Here is a 25,107-nt window from a genome sequence, read left to right as displayed (position 1 = left end):
AATGGACTTTACCGAGTCTTTGTAAGGCAACAGGATATCTATCATGGTTTGTACCAGTGCTTATGTATTTTTACCTTAAAAGAATTCTTTTAATAGAAATAAAACTTCTATTCCACTTGTCGCTTTTTATATTTGAACTTAGGTTTCCTTGTATGGATTTGAGGTTAGCCGTTTGGTTTCCTGATGAAGTTTTTATTCCTATAAAAAGAATTGGCGAGCCAGAAAATCGATTGATAATTTCATTGTTATTCACAGTGAAATAATCCTGTACCCCTTCTTTTTCTATCTTTTCTTCAAATTCTGGGATAATGGAAATCCTTGCCGAAGTGATTGTATAACGACTGAACAATATCTTGTGTCCCTGTTCAAAAGATAATCGCTCTACAAAGGTAGTTGCATTGTAGGATTTTGCAGAGTCTCTACCTCTAGTAAGGAGTATAATAAACTTATCAATATTAGTATAAAGAGGATTATAAACAGCTTGTGTCTGTATCAGCATTTGACTATTTTATGTCAAATTAACAAAAAAAATCAGGCAGTTTTACCAATGTCAAAACTTAACCCCATTGCTTGTAAAAGTTTTAGGAATGTTTCTACCGTAGGCTGTACCAATTCGTTTTCAATTCTTGAAATGTAGCTTTTATCTATCCCTGTTTTTTCAGATAAGGCTTTTGGGGTAAGTTTGGCTCCTTTCCTACTAAAATAAAGAATTTGAGAAGCGTAAAAATCCAATGCTTCTTTTTTCGAATTTATCCCTTTCTTTGGTACCTACTTTTCCGTATAGTTTATCCAATTTTTCATTTATAGTAGTTCTATTTTTCAATTTTCTACAACTATCTTTGGTCTGTCCATCGCTTTAAAATTTTAATTGCCTTTACTTCTACACTTTCTATAGGTCTGTCGTATTCATCAAATTGTTTTATTTTTATCGGAATTTTTTTTTCTTTATGTCCTAATGCTCTTTTATATAAAGTGGATGTGGCGTTTGTATCTGTTTCTTCCTTACTTTTTTTATGGACTCCAAAAATTCAGGATACTCTTTTTTTCAATTGTTTAATGTAGCTTCTGAAATATCAAATATGTTAGCCATCTGAACATCAGTAAGCCCTGCCAAACTAAACTTTAATGCTTGGGCTGGGTGATAATCTCTATTATATTTCGTGGGTCTTCCTACTTTATTATCCATTTTCTACCATTTCTGCAAATTCTTCTCCTTTTATAAATTTAGTATCTCTATTGATGTGGAATTGCTCTAAGAAAAATACTTTATTTTCGTAACTATCAAAGGAAATTGTTAATATAGGGGTCTCCTTGATAAAGTGTAGTTTCTTTAATTTGTGCTTTAGCTTCCTTTACGGCTTGTTTTTTTCTTCTTTACTTACTTCTGTATTTTCTTCCTCTGTAGCTTGTGCCTTTTCTTTCTGTGGCTCTCAAATGTAGGCACTTCAATATCTAAGTCTTTAGGCAGTTCTACTTCGATAAAAGATAGGTCTATATCATCTAATCCGGCTAAGTTTACATCTATATCAGGGTCTATTAGAGATAGTTTTTGGTAGTCCATTTCTCCCTGCACGGATTTTGAATTAAAGAAGATGTTTAATTCTTTCTCCGTCTTTAAATCTACATTGATAACTTCTACTTTTATATCGTAATCATTTTCTTTGGTTTTGTGGTTGTATTTATTAACTTCGTCAGCAATAGATAATTTTTGATGTCCCGATACAAGATTGCTTGTTTTTTCATTCCAAACCCATCCCCCCCCCCCTATGATACCATTAGCCTTGATGTTCTTTTTTAAGACTTTTCGTGCTTCATCGGATATTTTTCTGGGATTATAAGGAGCTGGGGTTATTTGGCTTCGCTTTATAATTATAGTTTCGGATTGTTTTATTTTGTTTTTCATAGTCGTATTCGAATAAAATTCTTTCCGTATCGGGGAACTCTTTTATTACTTTTTTTAAATCTTCGGGAACGTTTGCCCTACACCATAGGAGGAAAGATAGGTTAGTTACATTAGTACCTTGTGATTTTGTGTTGCCTACATTTCCGTATTGTAATGGTTTAATAAGTCTCTGCTTTTTTATATATTGGAGTACTTGCTTGTTAGATCATTTGGATAATGGATATATCTTTTGTGTTTCTTGATTTATGATTTCATTTTCATAGGTTCTCAACATCAATCGGCGGTTGAGGCTATCGTTTTGTTTAAATCCATACACTGCCCATTGGATACCTGTGTTTTCTCTAATCTTATCTGTTATTGTGGATAGGTTGTATTGTATGTAATTAACTTCATCAGTGCCACATACGCCGAATTTTTTATAGTTATAATAGGTGTAGTGCGGAATTTGGATAAATGAGGCGTTTTTATACTTTCTTTCAGCTCAAAGAATATATTTGTTTATATGATTTAGGTTTTTAACCATATACACGCATTTTATTTCTTTGAAATGAGGGCTTAACATTTCGAGCAGGGCGATGCTATCTTTACCATTGGCAGAATGGAAGAGCAAAACCCTGTCTGTTTTTTCAGAAAGGGCTTTGATGCTTTGCATTGTGTTGTTTAGCAAGTGCATTGTTTATTTTTAAATAGCACCGCTTGCCTTTAATCTTTTATTTGTTCTACCGAATGAGGATAATTTACCTCTTTCATAGTCTTTTTTAGTTCGATAGACTTGTCTTTTGCCGTTAGTGTAACGGACTGCATAAGGTTCTGGCATAGCAATTTAGTTTTAATGGTTAATTATTAGTTTTATATATTTTCTCGGTTCACTATTTTTTTATAGATATTGCAAAAATCATCGGCATTTCATCTTCATCGGTCAGGTTTTTAAATTTCTCGGGTTCTTAGTCTAAATCATTAAAGTTATATGATTCTCTGATGAATTTAACGTCTTCTTCATCTGCTGGACTTATGATATGAGGCATGTATATCTCTACATCTAAGATCCAGGATTGGCTATAATTAGTAAATCTGATATACTTAATATCATTTCTAACAATATCATCTATACCCATAGAACCATCAGGGTTTTCTAAATACTTGTCAAACTTCTTTTCTTTGTCTTTATCTACAAACATTTATGATAAAAGTCGGAGAAATCTCTTATTTCAACGTTTTTTTATCGCTTGCAATATCTTCTACAAAGTTTTTTCTCATTATTAATTTGTAAGCTTCTACTTCTTGGTTATTTACTGTGATTTTCATTTTTCTATTTTTTTAATTGTTTTTTCATTCTCTCTATAAGTTCTATAAGCATAATTCTATCGTGCTTGTAGTGGCTAATATACGCCATTTTCTCTAATTGCTCAAATCGTTTTTTACCTATTTTTTTTGATAAGGTTTGCTCGGCAAGGTATCAGATTACCGTGCTGGTGCAAATTGCACTGAATACACTGGCCGTGTATATTATCTAAATCAAATCTTACGCTTGGGTAAGTGCTCCTACTGAAATAATGCCCTGCATTACACTGGTGTTTTGGCTTGTACTTACCGCACGAAATACAGACAAAATCGCTTCTATCATTTATTGCATCACGATTACGAACAAAAGCATTTACTAACTTCTGGGCTTGCTCTACAAGTTGCCCCCTCGTTTTTGCTTTGTATTTCAGTATAGTTTTTGCTTTAATCATCTTTACAAAAATATAGCTATATATCTACTATTCAAATAGGTATAAGCGGTCTTTTGGTCGAAAAACAAGAAAGTTTTTCTCTCCTAAAGTTAAATGTTCGACCTTTGTTTTCCAAATAAAAAGAATCCATTAACTTTAGCATAACTTATTTTGAATATAAAAGATCAAAAGCTGAAATAGCTGAGAAATTAAGCGTTAAGACCTCTTTTATCTATGTGTCACATTGGTTGGTTGAATGTGTCTTTGATATTTTGTTTGTCTTATCATCAATTAAAAAAAATTATATTTGCAATGATAACGAAGAGTGGGCTATTGATAAAAAATAAAACTGAATGAAAAATAAAGAGTATTTTTGCGTAATAATGGCAGGCGGTGTAGGAAGCCGTTTTTGGCCTCTAAGCACTCAAAAATTTCCAAAACAATATCAAGATATTTTAGGCGTAGGCAAAACTATGATTCAGCAGACTTTCCAGAGGATAAGCCGCTTGATTCCCTTAGAAAATATTTTTGTGATTACGAATACGGAATATGTAGATATTACACGGGAACAACTGCCCGAACTTCCTAAGGAAAACATCGTGGGAGAGCCTGTGATGAAGAATACGGCAGCGTGCAACATCTATATGGCTTACAAGATAGCAGCCATAAACCTCAATGCCCAAATAGTAGTTTGCCCTGCTGATCATCTTATCCTGAAAGAAGATCGTTTTTTGGAGAAATTGGAGCAGGCTTTAGGCTATGCAGAAAAAGGAGATTATCTTATCACTTTGGGGATTAAGCCTACGCGTCCCGACACTGGATACGGCTACATTCAGTTCATTGATGATGAACAAGGACGAGACAATCCGTCGTTACTAAAAGTAAAAACCTTTACCGAAAAACCTAATCTCGAAATTGCCAAAAACTTCTTGAAAGCAGGAGATTTCCTTTGGAATGCCGGAATTTTCATTTGGTCTGTAGAGAGCATCATCAGTGCTTTTGCAAAATATTTGCCCAATATGAAAAATCTCTTTGATGAGTGCCAATATGTGCCAAATGGTTCGCATAAACTTTGTATAGAAGATATTTATCCGAAATTAGAAAGCATTTCTATAGATAATGGAATTTTAGAGAAAACAGATAATGTTTATGTTATCCCCGCAGATTTGGGCTGGAGTGATTTGGGTACTTGGAATTCGGTGTATGAAAATTCTGATAAAGATGAAAATAAAAACGCAATCTTGTCTAAAAACATACTCTCTTATAACGCAAACGGAAACATTATAAGAAGCAAAAATACCGATAAAGCCATCATTATAGACGGACTAAAGGACTATATAATAGTAGATACAGAAAACGCTCTGCTAATATGCCCCCGAAAAAACGACCAAAAACTAAAAGATTATCTCGTGGAGCTTAGAACAAAGAAAAAAGGAGATAGGTATTTATAAATACTAATAAATAGAGCAGGACATATAATTCGCTCTATTTTGATTAAATCATTTTACTATCTATACTTATAAATGGTTCTACTTATTTTATAATTTCTTTTAATAGTTGTAGTACTACCAAGAGGACTATAATTATTTGGACTTGAATTTAAAGTTCCATTTTTATAAACATTTGTAGTAGAATTATATCCATCATCATAATTATAGTTTCTATAAATATTTACATTTGTGTTTCCTCGTAAATCTTATAAATAACCAAATTTGTTTTTACTATTAATAAAAATCCGTTTTTATCTATCACCATATATCTTTGAATTAACGCCTTTTACTTTATAGTTACCATCAAAAATTTTTAATGATCGGTTGTTATCCCATTTTATACTTTGGCTGTACATTATTCCTAAACTAGTTCCTTTTTCTAATCTATTTTTAACCTTATTTTTAAAAGAGTAAATCAAATTCTTCCGTATTTGCCTATTTATTATAGTAATAATAAACGAGCTCTTACTTTGGGAAATCATTAGGGAATCTCCAACATTGGCTGCCCATTTTCATTATGTATATAATGGCGGTTTAAATGGTTCTCAAATAATATTTTATGTTATGTTATTGAAATGCAAAGCGTTTTTTTATAAATTACCACTAGTTGTCAGTAATGTTGGTTGGATAATTTTTCATTGTAATTTAATTTGTAGGTTTCTATAAAATTACGAAAAACACTTGATATAAATAACGTATAATCATCTTTGTAATGAAATTTTATACCATGCAGATTTTTTGAATTTAATTTTTAAACCAGCTAAAAAATATTTTGGTAACTTTTTTAGCTGCCAATTATATCGTAAAAGGAGATATGACCTTAGGAATGTTACTTTCTATATTTTATATTATTGGATAAATGAACTCTCCAGTAAATTAATTGGTATAATTTTTCCATTTTTTACAAGTGTAAAATTAAGTTTAGAACGGCTTAATGAAGTTTAAAATAAGCCTAATGAAGAGAAAATAATTCTAACCCACCTAAGTGAACTGAAAAGTATTCCTTATAAACACTCAAAATAGGCTGTGTATTCAATTGGAAAAAGTAAGTTTTCAATCTGAAAGGACGAAGTCTCCTTTTATACTGTACTATTTCTACTGTTAAAAAAGCTGACCAAATTGTCGTATTAGATAAAAGCGAGACCACAAAATTAGGCAACCACCAAGATCTCGTAGCAAAGAAAGGCAACTACTATAACTTAGTCAAAAATCAATTAGAATTAGGGAAATTAGACCGGATAAAACTGCTTAATTTTTAATATGTCGTATTTGATGGTGAATATATTATCTATTATTTAGATTTTAAGAGCAACCACTATACAAGAGTCTGTTTTTATATTTCATTTCTAAAACATTATTTTTGTAACTATTACAAAAAACTTTTCGAGATAGAATATGTTAGAATAAAAATTTCTTGTATTTTTGTATCCAATTGGGTCGCTTATTTATCTCTAAGTGCTACCCTATCAACTAAAAAGAAACTTATGGCATTTGAATGGTTTAAAAGAAAAAAGAAAAATATCACGACCTCTACAGATGAGAAAAAGGATATTCCTAAAGGTCTTTGGCATAAAACGCCTACCGGAAAAATTATAGAATACGAAGAGCTGAAAGCCAATAGCTATGTATCTCCGGAAGATGATTTCCATGTGAGAATAGGTAGTAGTGAATACTTTGAATTGCTGTTTGACAATGGTAAATTCAAGGAGCTGGATACAAAAGTAGAAAGTGTGGATATTCTTAAATTCAAGGATACCAAATCCTATACCGACAGGCTGAAAGAGGTAAAAGCCAAAACCAAACTTTCGGAATCCATCCGAAATGCTACGGGGAAAGTCAATGGAATCGAGATGGTTATTTCTTGTATGGACTTTGCTTTCATCGGCGGCTCTCTGGGTTCTGCGATGGGCGAAAAAATCCGTAGGGCGGTGGATTTTGCCATTAAACACAAACTTCCTTATATGATTATATGCCAGTCCGGTGGAGCAAGGATGCAAGAGGCGGCTTATTCCCTGATGCAAATGGCCAAAGTACAAGCGAAACTGGTACAGCTGTCTGAGGCAGGGTTGCCATATATAGCCTATCTTACGGATCCTACTTTCGGGGGGGTAACGGCTTCTTTTGCGATGACTGCGGATATCATTATGGCAGAGCCGGGCGTCCTTATTGGGTTTGCAGGGCCTCGTGTCATTCGTGAAACGATAGGAAGAGACTTACCGGAAGGCTTCCAAACGGCAGAGTTCTTACAAGACAAAGGATTTGTGGATTTCATTGTTAAAAGAAAAGAAATAAAAGAAACAGTTTCTAAAACCGTGAAGCTATTGATGAATAAGTAAACCGCCGGTACATTTTTTTATTAACCGGCTCTGTATTTTTTCTAAGTATGGCTTTGTTGGTCATTGACCTTAATCTAAAAAGGGAGGGCAAACAGAGTTGGCTAGCCGCGATATCTGAATTTTTCTATGAAATCTATAACCGTTGTTTTCAATGCATTAAAAAGCCTTAGTTTCAAGCAGCTTTATAGGGTGTTGTCGGTGTTTATTTGTCATCCTTTCTTTTGTGCAATGGCATTTTATGCTACCATAAAAGCTTACAAAATAGCAGAAAAAAATTATCCTAAAACCGCAAGTAACGACGGAAAAGGGAATGCTTTTCGGCACGCACTATGGTGTTGTCTTATAATGATGTATTGCTGCAAAATTTCCTCTCCTCAGAAATCGCTAAAATTCTGTGAAAAAATAACGAATCTTCACGAAGAGCTATTTCCAAATCCTCTACTGGAACGAGAGATGGATCTCCATAACAACAAAATAGGAATGGACTACTTTATGACGCTCCTCCCTTCTATACACCGTCAGTTTTTCGAGACTTCATTTTTTATAGACGAGCTAAAATCCAAAACAGAGAAAGCTGTAGCTATCTCTTCTCTGGAGGATAATTTTGGAGAGGGATTGGTCTATATAGATAAAGAAAATATAGCCTAATTTTCGTCGTCATAATACTGGAACAAGAAATCGTTGTACGGAAATCTTGAAATATGGATTTTGTGAACCTCGTCGTAGATAAGTTTTTTCATTTCCGGAAAATTCTCCTTTTTAAGTGCGGAGATGAATGTCGCAGGGTATTTTGATTTTGCCATCCAAGTTTTTTTCCATTCTTCTAACGAAATATTTCGTTTTGTACTCGGGGTGAGGTCGTCTTCGTCTTTTTTATCGTATGTAAAGTCATCTATCTTATTAAATACCATTATCATAGGCTTTCTGTGAGCGTCTATCTCTTGTAAAATTTGATTGACGGACTCTATATGGTCTTCGAAACTTTCGTGGGAAATATCTACTACATGAATCAGTAAATCTGCTTCCCTCACTTCGTCTAATGTAGATTTGAAACTTTCTACCAGCTGTGTAGGGAGCTTCCTGATAAAGCCTACCGTATCCACAAGTAAAAAAGGCAGATTCCCTATCACCACTTTTCTTACCGTAGTGTCCAATGTGGCAAAGAGTTTATTTTCCGCAAAAACATCAGATTTTGAGAGGGTGTTCATCAAAGTTGATTTTCCCACATTGGTATAGCCTACCAATGCCACGCGAACCATTTTCCCACGATTATTCCTCTGAGTTGCCATTTGTTTGTCTATGGTTTTCAGTTTCTCTTTTAGCAAAGAAATTCTATCGCGGATAATCCTCCTATCGGTTTCTATCTCGGTTTCTCCCGGACCTCTCATTCCTATCCCCCCTCTCTGTCGTTCCAAGTGCGTCCACATACGGGTAAGGCGTGGAAGCAAATATTCGTATTGGGCTAATTCTACCTGTGTTCTCGCATAAGAAGTCTGCGCCCTCTGTGCAAAAATATCCAGAATAAGATTGGTTCTATCTAAGATTTTAACCTCTAATTCCCGCTCTAAGTTTTTCAGCTGAGACGGCGAAAGCTCATCATCAAAGATTACCGTTCCTATCTCGTGTTCCTTAACGTAGTTTTTTATTTCTTCTGCTTTTCCTTTGCCTACAAAAGTTTTAGAGTCCGGCTGCATCATCTTTTGGGTAAAGCGTTTGGCGACCTTTGCACCTGCCGTATAAGCAAGGAACTCCAGCTCATCTAAATACTCTGTGAGCTTTTCCTCGTTTTGGTCTTTCGTAATTAAGCCTACTAAAACGGCTGTTTCGTATCGGTGTTCTTTTATTTCTAACATAATGTTTTGTCTGATTAAAGATTAAGAAATCACGCCGCTTCCTATAAGCTCATCATCTATATACCACGCTGCAAACTGCCCCTCTGCCACTGCCGACTGGGAATTTTCAAATTCTATGTAAAGCGCTTTGTCATACTGGTGCAATGTCACTTTTTCTAATGGCTGGCGATAGCGTATTCTTGCCATTATAGGCATTGTCTCTCCGTTTTTCAGCCTAAGGTCGTTCCTTACCCAGTGGATATCTGTGGGATTGATTTTTATAACTTTTCGGAATAGTCCAGGGAAGTTCTTGCCCTCTCCCACATAGATGGTATTTGTTTCCATATCCCGAGAGATAATGAAGCAGCTCTCTTTATGTCCGCCGATGCCTAAGCCTTTACTTTGCCCAATGGTAAAAAACTGTGCTCCTTGGTGTTTTCCGATAACTTTTCCGTCGGATTTTTTATAAACTATTTTTGTCACCTCGTACTCTAATTCCTCTTTTTTATCCTTAAAAACAGGGCGTTCCCTATGATATTCCTTAAAATCTCTGAAAATCTCTACGATATCTCCTTCCTTAGGTTTGAGCTGTTGTTGCAGAAATTGAGGCAAACTGACTTTACCGATGAAACAAAGCCCCTGCGAATCTTTTTTATCTGCCGTTACCAATCCTATCTCTTTAGCAATCTGCCGGACTTCGGGTTTCGTAAGCTCTCCGATGGGAAACAGGGCTTTTGATAATTGCTCTTGGCTTAGCTGGCAAAGAAAATAGCTTTGGTCTTTATTATTGTCCTTTCCTGCAAGTAGATGGTAGCACTTCGTTCCGTTTTCATTTTTGGTTGTGCTAATTCTTGCATAGTGTCCCGTAGCCACTTTTTCTGCGCCCAGAGACAATGCCACTTTCAAAAAAACATCAAATTTTACCTCTCTATTGCAGAGGACATCGGGGTTTGGTGTTCTTCCCTTTTCGTATTCGGAAAACATATAATCTACAATCCGCTCTTTATAGAGTTCGCTCATATCAATCACTTGAAAAGGGATACCCAGCTTCTGTGCAACCATTAGGGCATCGTTGCTGTCTTCCACCCAAGGGCATTCGTCCTCCAATGTTACCGAAGCATCGTTCCAATTTCGCATAAAAAGCCCTATGACCTCGTGCCCCTGCTGTTGCAAGAGATACGCCGCCACACTGGAATCTACCCCTCCGGAAAGTCCTACTACTATTTTCATCTCTAATGTTTTCAGTCCCCAAATTTACAAAAATTTCAAGTTAATGAAATTTTAATGTCCTAAGGTCCGTATTTCTAAATCGGTGATGTTGTTTTAGATTTCTGGGTATGATTTTCTGCTAAAACAAGTATCTCTTACACTGTCTTTTAGGATGTAATTGTATTCTAAGGGAAATTTACCAATGAAAAAACTTATCAAAATGATCTGAAACAAGAAGAGATTTTTGTATATAGTGAAGGTATCGTTTATTAGTTTTGTCCGTCAGTAGGTAAGTAAAATTTCTACATAAAATTTTGTAAATTTCTCCAATAAAAATAAAAGATATATAAAATATGGTATTTTGTGTAACGGCAACTTGTTCTTTATCAAGGCTGAATGTTTTTGTTGTTGAGCTCTAAAGGTTAAGACCTATCTAGCCGTGCTAATTTTTTTTCTACCCAAATGGTGGCAAAAGGGAAGAATGCCGCGAGAAGTACAAAGACAAAATCCTCATCGTCCCATTTGTATATCTTCCGAGCGGGGATACAGAGCAAAAGATACAGTGTAAAAAACAGCCCGTGCAAATTTCCTATCGTAATAATAAATGCCAAAGCCAGAGAGCTTTCCTTATCTTCGCGGATCCAAATCATCGCGATACCGTATAGCAAAAAGCAGGTGATGGCTTCGGCAATACAAGTATTTTTGTAGCATTTCATTACCTTTTCTCGAGGGTATTTTTTTAAGAATTTTTCTACTATTTCCATAAGAGTATTTATTTACCGTTGAAGCCTGTCATTGCATTTTGTATTCCCGAAAAAACGAAAGCAAGGCAGGCATTTGCGAATTGGGTGGTACGCTCGGGAATTTTATTTTGTTCTTCTTCCGTCCAGTTTCCAAGCACATAGTCTGCCTGTCGGCCCTCGGAGAAATTAGCAGAGATACCAAATCTAAGGCGGGGATATACCTGTGTTTGCAATTCGTTTTGTATGCTTTTGAGTCCGTTGTGCCCGGCATCGGAGCCTTTCATCTTCATTCTTAAAGTTCCGAAGGGTAGGGCAAGGTCGTCTGTGATAATCATCAGTTTGTCCAGCGGAATATTTTCTTTTTGTATCCAAAATTTCACCGCTTTTCCGCTTAGGTTCATATAGGTATCTGGTTTTAGGATGAGAACTTTTCTCCCTTTGTATTTGCCTTCTGCCATTAGCCCAAAATTTGTGATTTGGAATGGTGTGCCCAATATTTCTGCGATTTTATCCGCCACTTTGAAACCTATATTGTGGCGTGTGTTTTCGTATTCGTTGCCTTTGTTGCCTAATCCTACAATGAGATATTTCATGTCAAGTATAATTCCCTTTTGCAAAGATACTAAAAACACGAAAATTAAGTTTAGATGAAAATACAATCCGTCTTTAAATATATATAGTGTGTAATATGTTGTGAAAAATATTTTATTTGATAAAAAAAACTTAAATATATTTAAATTATTTATGTCTTTGTGAATATTTAATCAATTGTTTTGTTTATGGAGGGATATTATCTTTTAACTTACTGTATGATGTTAACTTATTTTCAGGTTATTATTGAAGGGCATATCACTTCTTTGAAAAATAATTTTGTTTCAAAAATTTATCTGTAGTACTCAATAATAAAAAGCTACCTATAGAACTCTTATGACAAAAGATGGTGTGTACAAAATTACAGCGCAAGAAAGGAGAAGTTGTATGCTTACTATTTCTAAAGATGGACTGATGCTTTCCACTGGAAGTATAGAACTTTTATCGGATATTGAAAAAGATTTGGTAGTGAACGATGATAGTAAAGTCATTAAAAACAATAACTATTCTTGTGAATAAAAAAAACTTATAGTGAGAAAGGTTTAATATTGGTAATTCTTTCCAGCTAATCAATGCTAATCTATTTGGTACATTGGGATAGGTAACTCTGATGAAAATTCTGGTGTGTCTATTGTCAGAAAATCTATAGTAAGCATTATGATTAACGATAAAATAATCTAACTCTAGGGTAAGGAATTTATAAATTATCTGAAATCTATCAATTTAAATAATGTTGCTAAAATAGAGGTTATCATCACGCCACCAGCTAAATATTCTGCCGCTTTAGACTTAGGTTATTCATTCTCAGTTAATAGTTCTTTCAAAGGGAAATTGTACACCTATCCAAAATTGGATTATATGTTAAACAAAAATGAGAAACTCTATGTTGGTTACAAAAACACAATGAGCTCATATGATATGCCAAGCAGTTTTTAAAGTAAAAGTTCTATTCTGTTAGGTTTCACCAGTTTAGGTATAGATTAGACTTTTTAATAACTTATAAATTAAATTGAAATCATCTCAGAATTGAGATGTTTTTTCTTTTTTAGACGAATTAAAATGGTGAAAGACAATCTAAAAGCACATTTGTAAATTGTATGCGTGGCATAATTAAAGTATTGCTATTTTTTATTCTAAATAAAATAAATTAATATATTTGTCTCATAACAGTTAAAATAATTTACTATGAAAAAAATCAAGTTTTTATTCGCCTTAGTGTCTCTCAACTTTTTATTTACAGAATGTAATAATGATAATCGAAGTTATTCTCACGATATATAATTTGAAAATATCACTTCAAATTTAAATAATAAAAGAGTTGGGGCATTTTTAATTCATTCAGGAGTAAATGATGTTAAGATAAGTAACACTAAGAACAACGGTGTAATTTTTAGATTTTTAACACAAAAAGAAATAGGAATAGAAAAACAAAGCTATAATTTGGCAAACTACGAATTTAGATTGCAGGGAAATAAACTATCTTTGGGAAGTTATTCGATACAAAAAGTAGGAGATAAATATATAATTCTACTCAATAATAAGATTGTAGATGTTAAGAACAATTCTAAGCTTTTAAGTGATATTAATTTTGTTATTCTTAGTATTGTTTATGATGAGTTATCTAAAACTAAATTAGCTAGTTATGATGAGTTTATAACCACGGAGCATGAGAGTAGATATGCTTGTCCTTGGTGGAAAACACATACGATAACAGGAATTGGCTGGACTTCAGGAGGAGCGAAGGCAGATTTGTTTAATGCAACAATACAAGACGCAAATGATGGTGATCTGCATGGTTGTACTTCCTTAGGGGGAGTAGAAATAAATAGTAGATTAGGTGGGTTATATTTTACAGCTACTCAATCTTTTTGTTGTCCTTAAAACTAAAATTAAATGGAAAAAAAAATTAGATTAATAGCTCTGTTGGCTGTCGTAGCATTTTTAATTACAAAATTTTTTACTAATTATCACAAAGCAGAAATGATATTTGGATGTGTTTCTTTATTTTTATTATTGGTATTAATTGTATTTTTTGTTAAAAATACCTATCTGAAATAGGTGTTTCTATTCATAAAAAACATATAAGATGTCCAAACTATTCTCTGCAAAAGAGTAGTATTAATTTTTATAAAAACGGATTGATAAGTAAGCCGCTCTACTCAGGGCGGTTTTTCTTTTTTTAATACGAATTAATGGGGCGTGTTTTGTCAGTTAAGCGAGCTTTGTTAAATTTGTAGAATTATTTATAGTCTATGGGAGAAAATAACATTGATGCCAGATTGCCGATAATTTTTGTTGCACTCACAGTATTACTCAAATTACCTTTTTTGCTTACGCATCATATTCAGGAAGATGCTTTCATCACTTGGAGGGTTGCCCAGAACCTTCTTGATTATGGGGTGGCAGGGTTTAATGGGCCTATCAAGATATCGGCTTCTACTACGCATTTGTATATGTTTGTTTCATTCTTGTTCAATGTGATTTTTGGCAAAGCCAATTTTATTTACCCATTGCTGGTTTTTAACTCTACACTATTCACCATTGGGAGCTATTTCTTATCCCGAATGATACTGAAAAAGCCCGTTCATCAGGCGTTGTTTATTCTGCTTTTTGGATTTCTTCCACCTGCCATTAGAGTTTCTATTTTGGGGATGGAGTATGGGCTTTTGTTCTTTTTGGAGATGGGCTTTTTGTACTATGCCTTTTTTAGGAACAAGACTTGGGCGGTATGGATTTTTCCTGTTCTTATTTTGTTTACGAGATTAGACACGGTGATATTTTTAGGGATTATCTTTATAGTGGATACGGTTTGGAACAAAAAAATCAGATGGAACTATGTTGTGAGTGGGGCTTTGGGATTAGGATTATTGATATCTTTTAATTGGTTTTACTTTGGAGAATTGGTGAATAATACGATTGTTGCCAAAAAGTTGGCTTATTACAGAGGGTATGGTTTTGGGGAGAGGATAGCGTTGTTTTTTAGAAATTTTGGAAATTTCTTTGGTATGCTGAAAATGCCGGGGAATTTTAATCCTTATACCATTCTTGTATTACTTTTTGAGATAGCGTGTTTTTATGCATTAGTAAGGCAAAAGGATAAGCGGAATTTTTTCCTAATTATCATTTTTGCTTTTGCTTGGATTAAACAGAGTATTTTCTTGTACGAATTGTCTTATTTTGATTGGTATTATTGGGTGCCTCAGTTGTTGCTTTTCGCTTCGGTGATTGTTTTTATATTGGAGCAAGAAAAGCGTAAATACCTATGGGGCGCATTGTTTCTATTGTTCTATGTATTACCGATGCTCTTATTCCAGATGGTACACTCTATTGCTACGGGAAATGGAGAGTGGAATTATCGTAGGGAGATAGGGCTGTTTTTAGGAAAATACGAAAAAGATAAAAACCAATGGATATTCTTGGAGCCTGCGGGGTTTGTGCCTTATTATTCAGGGTTAAGGACAATAGACGAGGTAGGTTTGGTGGACAAAGGCGTTCAGCAAGAGATGATAAAGGATAAAAAGGATTATTGGTTCAATACGGTGAAAGATAGAAAACCTAAATACATATTGGTTTACAGAGATTTGTATCAAGACCCTAAACACGCGGAATATTATCAGGAGCATTATAAACTTATCAAAGAGTTTAGAGTAAAAGACCACTTGAGTAGCCCTTACAAAATCATTGAAACCATCTATAAGCTAAAGCCTTCCGGCTCGGATTATAATCTGTATCAAAAAGTTAAGTAGCTGTTTTATTGATAAAAATAGCTTTTGTAGAATTTGATTGATGGGGATTTTTAATTTGGCTCATTTTCTTTTTGATTTTATCTTAGGGATATAACTTATACAAAGTCTGTCTGATATACGCTTAATTCTAAAAATATTTCGTTAATTTGTAACGAAAGGTTGGCGTATGCTTACTTATTAAACCGGAAACTAATATTTTAATATAATGAGAAAAAAACTTCTTTCGATTGCGGGAGCGGTATTCTTCGGAATATTTATGAATGCCCAGCAAATTAAATTTCAAGAATACGACTTGCCAAACGGCTTGCATGTCATTCTTCACCAAGACAAAACAGTACCTGTGGTAACGACTTCGGTAATGTACCATGTGGGAGCCAAAGATGAATTGGCACAGAGAACAGGATTTGCTCATTTCTTTGAGCATCTTCTTTTTGAAGGAACCAAGAACATCAAAAGAGGGGAGTGGTTCAAAATCGTTTCTTCCCACGGAGGCTCCAATAACGCCAACACAACGGGAGACAGAACCTATTACTACGAAACTTTCCCATCTAATAACGAACAATTAGGGCTATGGATGGAAGCAGAAAGACTAAGGCACCCTGTAATCAACCAAATCGGCGTGGATACGCAGAGAGAGGTGGTAAAGGAAGAAAAAAGAATGAGAATGGACAACCAGCCTTATGGTAATTTGTTCAACAGCATTCTGAAAGCTTTGTTCAAAAAACACCCTTACAAAGGAACGACTATCGGTTCTATGAAAGATATCAACGAGGCCAAACTCAGCGAGTTTATGGCATTCTTCAAAAAATATTATGTGCCAAACAATGCTACACTGGTAGTGGCAGGAGACATAGATATTCCTCAAACGAAAAAATGGATTCAGGAGTACTATGGTTCAATTCCGAAAGGGACTCCGATTATAAGAAATTATGCCAAAGAAGATCCTATTACTAAGCAAGAGGAGGTTACCGTATATGACAAAAATATTGAGATTCCGGCTTATATCTTTGCATACAGGACACCGGAGGAGAAAAACCACGACTCCTATGTGCTGGAGATGCTTAGTAATTATCTTAGCGGAGGAAAGTCTTCCGTTCTGTATAAAAAATTGGTAGATCAAGAGAAAAAAGCCCTTCAAGTGGCAGCGTTCAATATGGCGATGGAAGATTATGGCGTTTTTGCGTTTTATACCATTCCTATGGGGAATACGACTAAAAATGAGTTTGAGTCTGAAATAGATGCCCAAATCAAAAAATTACAGACAGACCTTATCTCGGAAGAAGACTATCAAAAATTACAAAATCAGTTTGAGAACTCTTTCGTTAATGCCAATTCTTCTATCGAGGGGATTGCAAGCTCATTGGCTACGAACTATGTCCTAAAAGGAAATACAGACTTAATCAATAAGGAGATAGATATCTATCGTTCTATCACTCGTGAAGAACTGAGAGATGCGGCGAGAAAGTATCTTAGCCCAAACCAAAGAGTAATTATCAATTATTTACCTGAAAAAAAATAACCTAAAAAATGAAAAATATTAAATATATAGCTGTTGCTTTCTTGTGCTCGGGTCTTATGACTGCACAAAAAATAAATCTTGATGCAATGCCGAAATCCGGCCCTACGCCGAAGGTACATATCACACAACCGAAAACTTTCCAAATGCCTAATGGAATGACTGTTATGGTGGTAGAAAACCACAAGCTTCCGGTAGTGGATATTAGTTTGAGAATGGACAGACCGCCTGTAAAAGAAGGTGATATCGCAGGGGTGTCTGGTCTGATGGCAAGCCAACTGGGAGAAGGAACACAGACTGTAAGCAAAGACGATTTTAACAAAAAAGTAGACTTTTATGGAGCAGACCTCAGTTTTTACAGTAGAGGGGCTTCTGCCAATATTCTATCTAAGTACTTTCCTCAAATTCTCGGTATGATGGCAGATGCTGCTCTTCACCCTAAGTTTACGCAAGTAGAATTGGATAAAGACAAAGAAAGAACCTTAGAAAATCTAAAATCTAACGATAAAAATGTAAATCAAATTGCTTCAAGAGTGTCATCAGCACTTATTTACGGTAAGAACTCTGCCGTAGGAGAATTTACTACGCCAGAGTCTGTAAAAAAAATAACCTTGAAGGATATTGAGAGCTATTATAAAAAATACTATGCTCCTGATAATTCCTATTTGGTAATTGTGGGAGATGTGAAATTTGATGAGGTTAAGAGGTTGGTAGAGCAGAATTTCGGTTCTTGGCAAAAATCTGATGCAGAGTATTTACCTGTGATTCCAGCACAAAATGTAGGCTCTACAGAGATAAATGTAGCTGATGTTCCCAGTGCTGTACAATCAGTAATCCAAATAGGGAATGTAAGTCCACTGAAAATGAGAGATCCACAGTACTTTGCTTCAAGAATAGCTAATTATATTCTTGGTGGGGGAGCAGAGGCAAGATTGTTTATGAATTTACGTGAAAAACATGGGTTTACATACGGAGCATATTCATCTCTTTCAACAAGTAAATATTCTCCTTACTTTAAGGCTTATGCCAGCGTAAGAAATGAAGTTACAGCACCTGCTGTAGAGGCTTTTATGGAAGAGTTGAAAGGAGTTTCAAAGATTACTCCTAAGGAATTGGAAAATGCCAAAGCCAAACTGAAAGGCTCTTTTATCATGTCTTTAGAAGACCCTGCTACCATTGCAGATTTTGCTTACACGGCAAAAGTTCAAAGCTTACCAGAAGATTTCTATACAAATTATCTTAAATCTATTGATAATGTAACGATAGCTCAAGCCCAAAAAGTCGTTAATGAATTTATTTTGCCAAGCCAATCCAGAATATTCATTGCAGGAAAGGCTTCCGAGATCGCTGAAAGTTTGGGTAAATTGGGTTATCCTGTAAAATATTATGATAAGTATGCCAACGAAATTGCCAAACCTGAAGCCAAACAAGTGGCTCAAGGCGTTACTTTGGCTACCGTGGGAGATAGCTATCTAAAAGCCATAGGCGGCAGAGATAAGGTGGCAAAAATTACTTCTATGACTGCTAAGGCAGAGGGAACCGTGCAGGGGATGAAGATTAATGTGATTACAGAAAATGCCAACGGGGGTAAAATGATGATGGATACCCAGATGATGGGGCGTTCTTTGAGTAAAGTAGTATTTGACGGAAAAGACGGCTATGTAATGGTTCAGGGGAATAAAGTTCCTCTTCCGGAAGATGCTAAGAAAGAAATGATGAAAAATACTTCGGTGGTTCCGGAGCTTAACTTTGGAACGAGTAAAGACTATGTGCTTTCAGGCGTTGAAAATATGAATGGCGAAGATTGCTATGTGGTAAAATCTGGTAAGACAACTTTGTATTATAGTGTGAAAACAGGATTGAAAGTTGCTCAGATTCTAGTTCAGAAAAATATAGCAGGACAAGAGGCTTCTGTGCCTACTTCTTACTCCGATTATAAGCCGGTAGATGGTATATTGGTGCCGTTTAAATTCGTAACCAATATGGGAGGGATGGACATTACTTTTGATGTAACTTCTTACGAGTTTAACAAAGCCAAAGACACTGATTTTAAGTAAACTAATATTCATATATTTTGTTAGTGGCGGAGTTGTTTTTAGACAGCTCCGCTTTTTTGTATCTAAATAAAGTGTAGTTTTTTGATTTTATAAAAAAAGCGTATATTAGCAGTTCAAAAAACAGGTGAAAAAAAGTGGCAGAAGCACTAAAAAATATGAATATTTTTTTTGTTGATTCGTTAATTTTTATTAGATTAGCGGTATCTAAACAGCACAGCACAGCACAGCACAGCACAGCACAGCACAGCACAGCACAGCACAGCACACAAGGGCTTATTTTCTAAAAATAAAGCGAAAGTGTATATGAAGGATCCCACGCGGAGGCAATGGTCTCTACGTGGGATTTTTGTTTCAGTTATCAAGTTTTCTCAAACCAGTGAATGACGGAAGTAAATAAAAAATGAGATTTAAAATCAAAATAGATGAAGAAATAACAGCAATAGGAGGTAATTTGTACTCGAAGAATAGTGAAAAACTATAATTCTTATTCCTATTACGATAAATGGGAATATAAAGAAGTCTTTGATTGTTATACGCTGGCTGAGAATGGAAATGCCGAGGCTCAATATAATTTAGGTGTAATGTATAGCGTGCAAAAAGACTATACACAAGCTAAAGGAGTGTTCGAGTGATCTTGCGATAATGGGCTTGAACAAGGGTAAAAGATATATGAAAAATTAAATAAAACAAGACATTAAAAGGAGATAAAAATGAAAAAGAAAATCTTATTAGGACTATTATTAAGTGTTAGTCTTTGTCTCGGCTCTTATGGAGCGTATGAGTGTTTTATGTGTGGGCGTTGCAATCCAAGGGGAACATGTAAAGCTTGTACCAATTGCAAGTATTGTAAACATTGTTCCCAAAAAGGAGGTAGTTGCAGTGTGTGTAGGTAGAAAATAAAATTAAAATGGATAAAATAATAAAAATTATTTTGGCTCTTTTACTTTTAGGATGTTTGGCGTCGATGCCTTATGGTTATTATATGCTCGTTCGTGTAGTGGCAACTGTGGGATTCACTTATTTAGGCTATGTGTCAAGTCAGCACAAACAAAGTGTTTGGATATTGGTGTATGTTGGTTTGGTTATTCTATTTCAGCCGTTTACCAAGATTGCTTTGGGAAGAGCTTTATGGAATATAGTGGATGTAGTAGTTGCGATAGTGTTGTTAATAAGTCTGTTTAACAAAGAAGGTAAATAAAATAATTATGAATACTAAATTAAGTATAGGGATATTATCGATTTTATTGCTTGTTTCTTGTGATTTTAATAAGTCAAAGCAATCTTATTTTATAGAGGATGAACCACTGGAAGATTCTGCATTTGTTGAGAATACAGTGCAAGACTCTGTTCAACGAGTTGAAGAAGAATTGGAGCAGAAGAAGCAGGCAGAGCAAGAGCGAATAGCGCAAGAAGAGGAACGAAAAAGGCAGGCCATTTACGATCGGTACATAAATAATTCTCTGCCAACAGGGGCTACTCCTTATGCAAAATACTATGGGAAGAATTCTTCTTGCAGCGGCTATGATTGTTCTAAAATAAAAGTTAGAACAAGTAATTCGGATGTATTGGTAACTATTAAGAAAGACGATAGAGTAGTGAGGCATGCATATGTACAATCTAATGATAGCTATACATTTTCTTTGCCCAATGGTGCCTATCAGATATTTTTTTATTATGGAAAAGGTTGGGATCCTCAAAAAGAAATGAAAAATGGAAAAATAAAGGGAGGTTTTATTGAAGATGAGAGTTTTGGAAAAGATGATGAGCAGTTTTTAGAGGATAATATCCTTACATATGAATTGATTTTACAACAAAATGGCAATTTTAGTACACAACCTAGTGATTCGGATGAGGCGCTGTAAAAATTACAATAAAAATGAAGATTTGAAGAGAAATTTTGAAGAAAAATTGGCACAATGGACAGACAAAGAGATTGCTGTCTTTTCTATAGTGTTAGGCATATTGGTAGCGGTGTTTTCTGCGTACTGTTTTGGAGGGGAAGTATGTTATAATAACAGAGGTCATCGTACTTTAGGTCATGGTTACTATTGTGAGTACAAGCTTAATTATTTTGTCTCATTTATTGGATTTATAATAGTCGGAGGCGTGAGTTATTTGCTGTTAAAGAATAAGAGCATAAAACACGATAAAGAACCGTAAAATAAAGATTAATTATAAAATAAATATTTACACTATGAATCAAAAAATGAAAAATCATGTAGTCAATTTATATATGATTGCATTGAGTGACGGGCATTTCGCACCCGAAGAGCTGGAAACTATTTTAAAAATAGGCGAAGAAAAAGGTTTTACGAAAGAAGATTTTGAAAAAATGATTGCTCAGCCCGGTATAGAATTTTATATACCCGAGGAGTTTATGGAAAAAGTTAAACTATTGTATGATTTTGTAAAAGTAATCTTATCTGATGAAAAAATAGAGGATGAGGAAGTGCGCTCCTTTATGAGGTTCTGTAAGAAATTTGGCTTTGAAGAAGAACAAAGCAATGCTTTATTTGAGTGGTTGGTAGAATTGGCTAAACAAGACTTACCAACGGAAGAATTGGAAAAAGAAATTAAGAAACAAATTCAAGATTAATTTTATGAAAGAGCAATTAAAAAACTTCTTTTTAAAGAATTTTCAACAAGATAAAGAAACTCAAAAACCTACTTCAATCAAAAGTTCTGATTTCGATTCGGAATTAAGTATAATAACTTACGAAGAATGGGGTTTTGAGCAGGCTCAGAAGCAAAACGGCAATAAAATGGCATTTATCGGATCGATGAACTTGGTAAAGCAAGAATATAAGCGGAGGGAACTGAGAAAGCAAGAAAAAACTCATGAAAATATCAATAAAGCCAAAGAGGAGTTGAGTAGGTTGGAAACACAAATAGGAGAAAAAAAATCTACTGTCGAATCTATTACCGATAAAATACAGACTTTTAAAGATAAGATAAATACTCTGCAAAAAGAAATTATCCGTATCAAGGAAAATCCACAAGAGATTCTGAAAGACAGAATGAGTAAAGCCGGCTTTTTGATTGGTTTGTTCATTTTGTCTTTCCTAACGGTCTATTTGTTTATTTTTTACAGCTCTGCCAGCTACTCAGGATTTTTCAAAAAATTTACAGGTGGAGATAGCGTAGGGAGTTCTATTTTTGATCCGCAGGCAATTGCAAAAGCTTATAAATATGGATTAACAGTATTAGTACTTATTTTGACAATACCTTTTATATTCTTAGGATTGGGTTATTTGATACACAAATTTCAAGAAGGAAAAGGACCGGAGAAATATATAAAAATAGGGGCTATGATCCTCATTACTTTTGGTTTTGACGCTCTTCTTGCTTATAAAATAGAAAAAGAACTTTATGAGGTAAAGAGAATGATGGATGCTACCGGAGCATTACCTCCTCACAAGTTAAGTATGGCGTTAGACTCAGAAAATTTTTGGTTGGTAATTTTTGCAGGGTTTATTGCGTATATTATTTGGGGATTTATTTTTGACTTCGTAATGGATTCGTATGACAAATTAGATGTAGTTAAACAAGCCATAACAGCCAGAGAAACCGAAATAAAAATCAATCAGGGAGATATTGATAAGTGTCAAGAAGAAAAAGAAAAGGCAGAAGCCGAAATCATTCGTCTGGAAGGTGATTGCAAAAAACAGCAAGCAATCATTAGTGGAAATACCATCATCATTGATTGGGGGATATTCGGAAATGCTTTGTTGGAATTTTCTAATGGTTGGGCCAATTGGATGACGCATAACAAAAAGACAAAGGATCAAATAGACGAAATCTGGCAGGAACAAGAAAAATTTCTTAATCAACATCAAAACGAAATAAACAATAAAAATAATTAAAACTATGAAAAAAATAGCATTATTACTACTTCTAATTTTATTGATAACCGGACTAATCGGCTGTTCAGGTAACGGGAACAATAAGGAGGAAAAAGGAGTAGAAACCAACACCTCCGTGACACCACAAAACAAGCAACTGAATATTACGCTATTACTCGATTTGTCGGACCGAATAGAACCGGACAAATACCCTGCAGTACCCGCTCATTCAGAAAGAGACATTGCAGCAGTAAAAGAAATCGTGAATGTCTTTAAAGAAGATATGAGGCATAAGGGGAATTTTAAGATGAAAGGCAAGATGAAGGTTTTATTCAGCCCTGTACCTGAAAATCCCGAAATTAACCAAATAGCCAATAAATTAAACATAGATACCAAACCGCTCAACCCCGCAGAAAAAACAGAATTGTATAAAAATATTTATGCGGATTTTGAACAAAATCTAACCAAAATTTATGAGACTACGCTTCAAACCAAAAAATATGTAGGATCTGATATTTGGCGTTTCTTTAAAAACGATGTGAAAGATCTTGCTATGCAGGAAGACGAAAAACAAGATGATAAAATTACCCAATACAGAAATATTTTGGTGCTAATCACAGACGGATATATTTTTCATGTCAATACTAAAATGAAAGAGGCAAATAGGTACTCTTATATTACTCCGGAGCTTATTCAAGCCAATAAACTTAATAATGAAAATTGGAAGAAAAAAATAGAAGATTTAGACTTTGGACTAATCAACCCTCGCTCTGAAAAAGACCTTAGCAATTTAGAAGTTATAGTTTTAGAGGTTAATCCTTCTAAGTCAAGACCTTATGAAGAGGATATTCTAAAAGAAGTTTTAGGCAAATGGTTTAAAGAAATGGGAATATCTAAATACGCTATTTACCAAACAGATATTCCGGAGAATACTAAACTTAAAATAAAGAATTTTTTTAACATTAAGTAAATCATAGTGTACAAATCTTTACCCCTATTTCTCATAACGCTTTCATTGCTTGGTAATTTTGGGGCTTGTGCTTATGCATATCAAGGGTATCAGTATACTCAGGCTACTCCTCAAAAAACACAGTGCAAAGTCATTGGCGTGAAGGATGGCGATACCATCGAAGTGTTGATAGACGGCAAGCCCGTGGTGGTACGGCTGGCAAATATAGACTGCCCCGAGAAAAAACAACCTTTTGGCAATAAAGCCAAATGGGCAACTTCTGCTTTGGTATTTGGGAAAATGGTAACGCTTGTTCATTACGGCAAAACCGACCGCTATCGGAGGTTAATCGCAGAGGTTATATTGCCTAATGGACTTAATGTAAACAAAGAATTAGTAAGGCGTGGTTTGGCTTGGCATTTCAAGAAATATTCCAAAGATGCCTCTTATGCGCAGCTGGAGGATGCAGCCCGTCAGCAGAAAGTGGGGCTGTGGTCTCAGAAAGATGCCGTGAGTCCCGAGCAGTGGCGAAAGATGAGAAAGCAGCGCAGGAGGGAGATTAGGGTAGAGCGTTGGCTTTTCAGAAAAAGATAGGGGAGCTTTGCCAAGTATCTTTTTGGAAATAGAAAAAAATATTAACTATCTTTGTGGTCAATATTAAAAAAGAAAAAATTATGTATCCACCAGATTTAGTAATGCCAATGAAGGCAGAACTTACAAATAACGGTTTTGAAGATTTAACAACTGCAGAGGCGGTAAACGAAGCCCTAAAACAAAAAGGAACTACCTTATTGATGGTTAATTCCGTTTGCGGATGTGCGGCAGGCGCTGCGAGACCGGGCGTTGTTTATTCTCTTACAGGTGACAAAAAGCCTGACCATTTGGTAACAGTTTTTGCAGGGTTTGATATGGAAGCCGTAGCAGAAGCTAGAAGACATTTAGCACCATTCCCGCCATCATCGCCGTGTGTAGCGTTGTTCAAAGATGGTGAGCTGGTTCATATGTTGGAAAGACACCACATAGAGGGAAATCCTGCGGGGGCCATTGCGGCAAACCTTCAGGCAGCATACGATGAGTATTGTTAAAAATCGTAAAGCTAAATATACAAAATCGTCTTCCTAAATATAGGAGGGCGATTTTTTATATTTAGCTTTACGATTTTTAACAATACTCATCGTATG

25 protein-coding genes and 5 pseudogenes are annotated in these 25,107 nt (G+C 35.0%); 18 read left to right on the top strand and 12 right to left on the bottom strand.

The window, feature by feature from the left end; translation table 11 throughout:
- Positions 1–145 precede the first annotated feature (145 nt).
- From BLS89_RS04405 to BLS89_RS04375, 8 genes and pseudogenes are all read right to left on the bottom strand, one after another.
- Positions 146–499: pseudogene (locus BLS89_RS04405) on the bottom strand (phage terminase large subunit); the annotation flags it as partial.
- A gap of 32 nt (positions 500–531) precedes the next feature.
- Positions 532–732: a helix-turn-helix domain-containing protein gene (locus BLS89_RS04400; protein WP_221403648.1), complete on the bottom strand. Its 201-nt coding sequence runs from the start codon at positions 730–732 to the stop codon at positions 532–534.
- 131 nt (positions 733–863) lie between these two features.
- Positions 864–1,186: pseudogene (locus tag BLS89_RS04395) on the bottom strand (terminase); the annotation flags it as partial.
- A 192-nt stretch (positions 1,187–1,378) separates the two neighbouring features.
- Complete coding sequence (locus tag BLS89_RS04390) at positions 1,379–1,903, bottom strand: ParB N-terminal domain-containing protein (RefSeq protein ID WP_245688850.1); 525 nt, start codon at positions 1,901–1,903, stop codon at positions 1,379–1,381.
- Positions 1,833–2,576, bottom strand: a pseudogene (locus tag BLS89_RS04385) (phosphoadenosine phosphosulfate reductase family protein). The gene BLS89_RS04390 and the pseudogene BLS89_RS04385 overlap by 71 nt, the downstream one beginning before the upstream one ends.
- Before the next feature lie 9 nt (positions 2,577–2,585).
- A complete protein-coding gene (locus tag BLS89_RS11185) occupies positions 2,586–2,720 on the bottom strand; it encodes a hypothetical protein (protein ID WP_262501466.1) in 135 nt (44 codons plus the stop codon).
- 32 nt (positions 2,721–2,752) lie between these two features.
- Positions 2,753–3,208 (bottom strand): annotated as a pseudogene (locus BLS89_RS04380) (hypothetical protein).
- A gap of 4 nt (positions 3,209–3,212) precedes the next feature.
- A pseudogene (locus tag BLS89_RS04375) lies at positions 3,213–3,636 on the bottom strand (recombination protein NinG).
- Positions 3,637–3,968: 332 nt separating this feature from the next.
- Between BLS89_RS04375 and BLS89_RS04370 the strand changes: the two are divergent.
- From BLS89_RS04370 to BLS89_RS04360, 3 genes are all read left to right on the top strand, one after another.
- Positions 3,969–5,066 carry a mannose-1-phosphate guanylyltransferase gene (locus BLS89_RS04370; RefSeq protein ID WP_092736280.1) on the top strand — a complete coding sequence of 366 codons (1,098 nt, stop codon included), beginning with the start codon at positions 3,969–3,971 and terminating at the stop codon, positions 5,064–5,066.
- A 1,523-nt stretch (positions 5,067–6,589) separates the two neighbouring features.
- Positions 6,590–7,441, top strand: a complete 852-nt coding sequence (gene accD, locus BLS89_RS04365; protein ID WP_092736279.1) for an acetyl-CoA carboxylase, carboxyltransferase subunit beta — start codon at positions 6,590–6,592, stop codon at positions 7,439–7,441.
- Positions 7,442–7,567: 126 nt separating this feature from the next.
- On the top strand, positions 7,568–8,089 hold the full coding sequence (locus BLS89_RS04360; RefSeq protein WP_092736278.1) for a DUF6973 domain-containing protein: 522 nt from the start codon (positions 7,568–7,570) through the stop codon (positions 8,087–8,089).
- Here the strand turns inward: BLS89_RS04360 and hflX are convergent.
- The 4 genes from hflX to pth all read right to left on the bottom strand — a co-directional run bounded on the left by hflX (position 8,086) and on the right by pth (position 11,818).
- Positions 8,086–9,294 (bottom strand): GTPase HflX, encoded by a 1,209-nt coding sequence (gene hflX / locus BLS89_RS04355; RefSeq protein ID WP_092736277.1) that lies wholly within the window; start codon positions 9,292–9,294, stop codon positions 8,086–8,088. The genes BLS89_RS04360 and hflX overlap by 4 nt on opposite strands.
- A gap of 21 nt (positions 9,295–9,315) precedes the next feature.
- Positions 9,316–10,503 (bottom strand): tRNA 2-thiouridine(34) synthase MnmA, encoded by a 1,188-nt coding sequence (mnmA, locus tag BLS89_RS04350; RefSeq protein WP_092736276.1) that lies wholly within the window; start codon positions 10,501–10,503, stop codon positions 9,316–9,318.
- A 401-nt stretch (positions 10,504–10,904) separates the two neighbouring features.
- On the bottom strand, positions 10,905–11,246 hold the full coding sequence (locus BLS89_RS04345) for a DUF3817 domain-containing protein (protein WP_092736275.1): 342 nt from the start codon (positions 11,244–11,246) through the stop codon (positions 10,905–10,907).
- Positions 11,247–11,254: 8 nt separating this feature from the next.
- Positions 11,255–11,818: an aminoacyl-tRNA hydrolase gene (gene pth, locus BLS89_RS04340; protein WP_092736274.1), complete on the bottom strand. Its 564-nt coding sequence runs from the start codon at positions 11,816–11,818 to the stop codon at positions 11,255–11,257.
- Positions 11,819–12,152: 334 nt separating this feature from the next.
- Here pth and BLS89_RS04335 point away from each other — a divergent pair, with 334 nt between their 5' ends.
- The 15 genes from BLS89_RS04335 to BLS89_RS04275 all read left to right on the top strand — a co-directional run bounded on the left by BLS89_RS04335 (position 12,153) and on the right by BLS89_RS04275 (position 25,011).
- Positions 12,153–12,335, top strand: coding sequence for a hypothetical protein (locus tag BLS89_RS04335; protein WP_092736273.1), 183 nt, complete (start codon positions 12,153–12,155; stop codon positions 12,333–12,335).
- A 921-nt stretch (positions 12,336–13,256) separates the two neighbouring features.
- On the top strand, positions 13,257–13,697 hold the full coding sequence (locus tag BLS89_RS04330) for a hypothetical protein (RefSeq protein WP_143017723.1): 441 nt from the start codon (positions 13,257–13,259) through the stop codon (positions 13,695–13,697).
- A 371-nt stretch (positions 13,698–14,068) separates the two neighbouring features.
- Entirely contained in the window at positions 14,069–15,562 is a 1,494-nt protein-coding gene (locus tag BLS89_RS04325; RefSeq protein WP_092736271.1) for a hypothetical protein, read from the top strand.
- A gap of 205 nt (positions 15,563–15,767) precedes the next feature.
- Positions 15,768–17,081, top strand: a complete 1,314-nt coding sequence (locus BLS89_RS04320; protein ID WP_092736270.1) for a M16 family metallopeptidase — start codon at positions 15,768–15,770, stop codon at positions 17,079–17,081.
- 8 nt (positions 17,082–17,089) lie between these two features.
- Entirely contained in the window at positions 17,090–19,135 is a 2,046-nt protein-coding gene (locus BLS89_RS04315; protein ID WP_092736269.1) for a M16 family metallopeptidase, read from the top strand.
- Positions 19,136–19,269: 134 nt separating this feature from the next.
- Entirely contained in the window at positions 19,270–19,419 is a 150-nt protein-coding gene (locus BLS89_RS10600; RefSeq protein WP_176763238.1) for a hypothetical protein, read from the top strand.
- A gap of 183 nt (positions 19,420–19,602) precedes the next feature.
- Positions 19,603–19,767, top strand: a complete 165-nt coding sequence (locus tag BLS89_RS10595) for a hypothetical protein (protein ID WP_176763237.1) — start codon at positions 19,603–19,605, stop codon at positions 19,765–19,767.
- 275 nt (positions 19,768–20,042) lie between these two features.
- The gene (locus BLS89_RS04310) at positions 20,043–20,333 is read left to right on the top strand and encodes a DUF6804 family protein (protein ID WP_092736268.1); all 291 of its coding nucleotides are present in this window, start codon (positions 20,043–20,045) and stop codon (positions 20,331–20,333) included.
- Positions 20,334–20,340: 7 nt separating this feature from the next.
- Positions 20,341–20,997, top strand: a complete 657-nt coding sequence (locus tag BLS89_RS04305) for a hypothetical protein (protein ID WP_092736267.1) — start codon at positions 20,341–20,343, stop codon at positions 20,995–20,997.
- Entirely contained in the window at positions 20,984–21,295 is a 312-nt protein-coding gene (locus BLS89_RS04300) for a hypothetical protein (protein WP_092736266.1), read from the top strand. The genes BLS89_RS04305 and BLS89_RS04300 overlap by 14 nt, the downstream gene beginning before the upstream one ends.
- A gap of 46 nt (positions 21,296–21,341) precedes the next feature.
- A complete protein-coding gene (locus BLS89_RS04295) occupies positions 21,342–21,731 on the top strand; it encodes a co-chaperone DjlA (protein WP_143017721.1) in 390 nt (129 codons plus the stop codon).
- A 4-nt stretch (positions 21,732–21,735) separates the two neighbouring features.
- Positions 21,736–22,998, top strand: coding sequence for a coiled-coil domain-containing protein (locus BLS89_RS04290; RefSeq protein WP_092736264.1), 1,263 nt, complete (start codon positions 21,736–21,738; stop codon positions 22,996–22,998).
- Positions 22,999–23,002: 4 nt separating this feature from the next.
- A complete protein-coding gene (locus tag BLS89_RS04285) occupies positions 23,003–23,947 on the top strand; it encodes a hypothetical protein (protein ID WP_092736263.1) in 945 nt (314 codons plus the stop codon).
- 6 nt (positions 23,948–23,953) lie between these two features.
- Positions 23,954–24,520: a thermonuclease family protein gene (locus BLS89_RS04280; protein WP_221403647.1), complete on the top strand. Its 567-nt coding sequence runs from the start codon at positions 23,954–23,956 to the stop codon at positions 24,518–24,520.
- Between the two features lie 80 nt (positions 24,521–24,600).
- Positions 24,601–25,011: a BrxA/BrxB family bacilliredoxin gene (locus BLS89_RS04275; RefSeq protein ID WP_092736287.1), complete on the top strand. Its 411-nt coding sequence runs from the start codon at positions 24,601–24,603 to the stop codon at positions 25,009–25,011.
- Positions 25,012–25,107 lie beyond the last annotated feature (96 nt).

Origin of the sequence: Riemerella columbipharyngis (assembly GCF_900101995.1) — a bacterium.
GTDB lineage: Bacteria > Bacteroidota > Bacteroidia > Flavobacteriales > Weeksellaceae > Riemerella > Riemerella columbipharyngis.
This window is presented reverse-complemented; position numbering and strand designations above follow the sequence as displayed.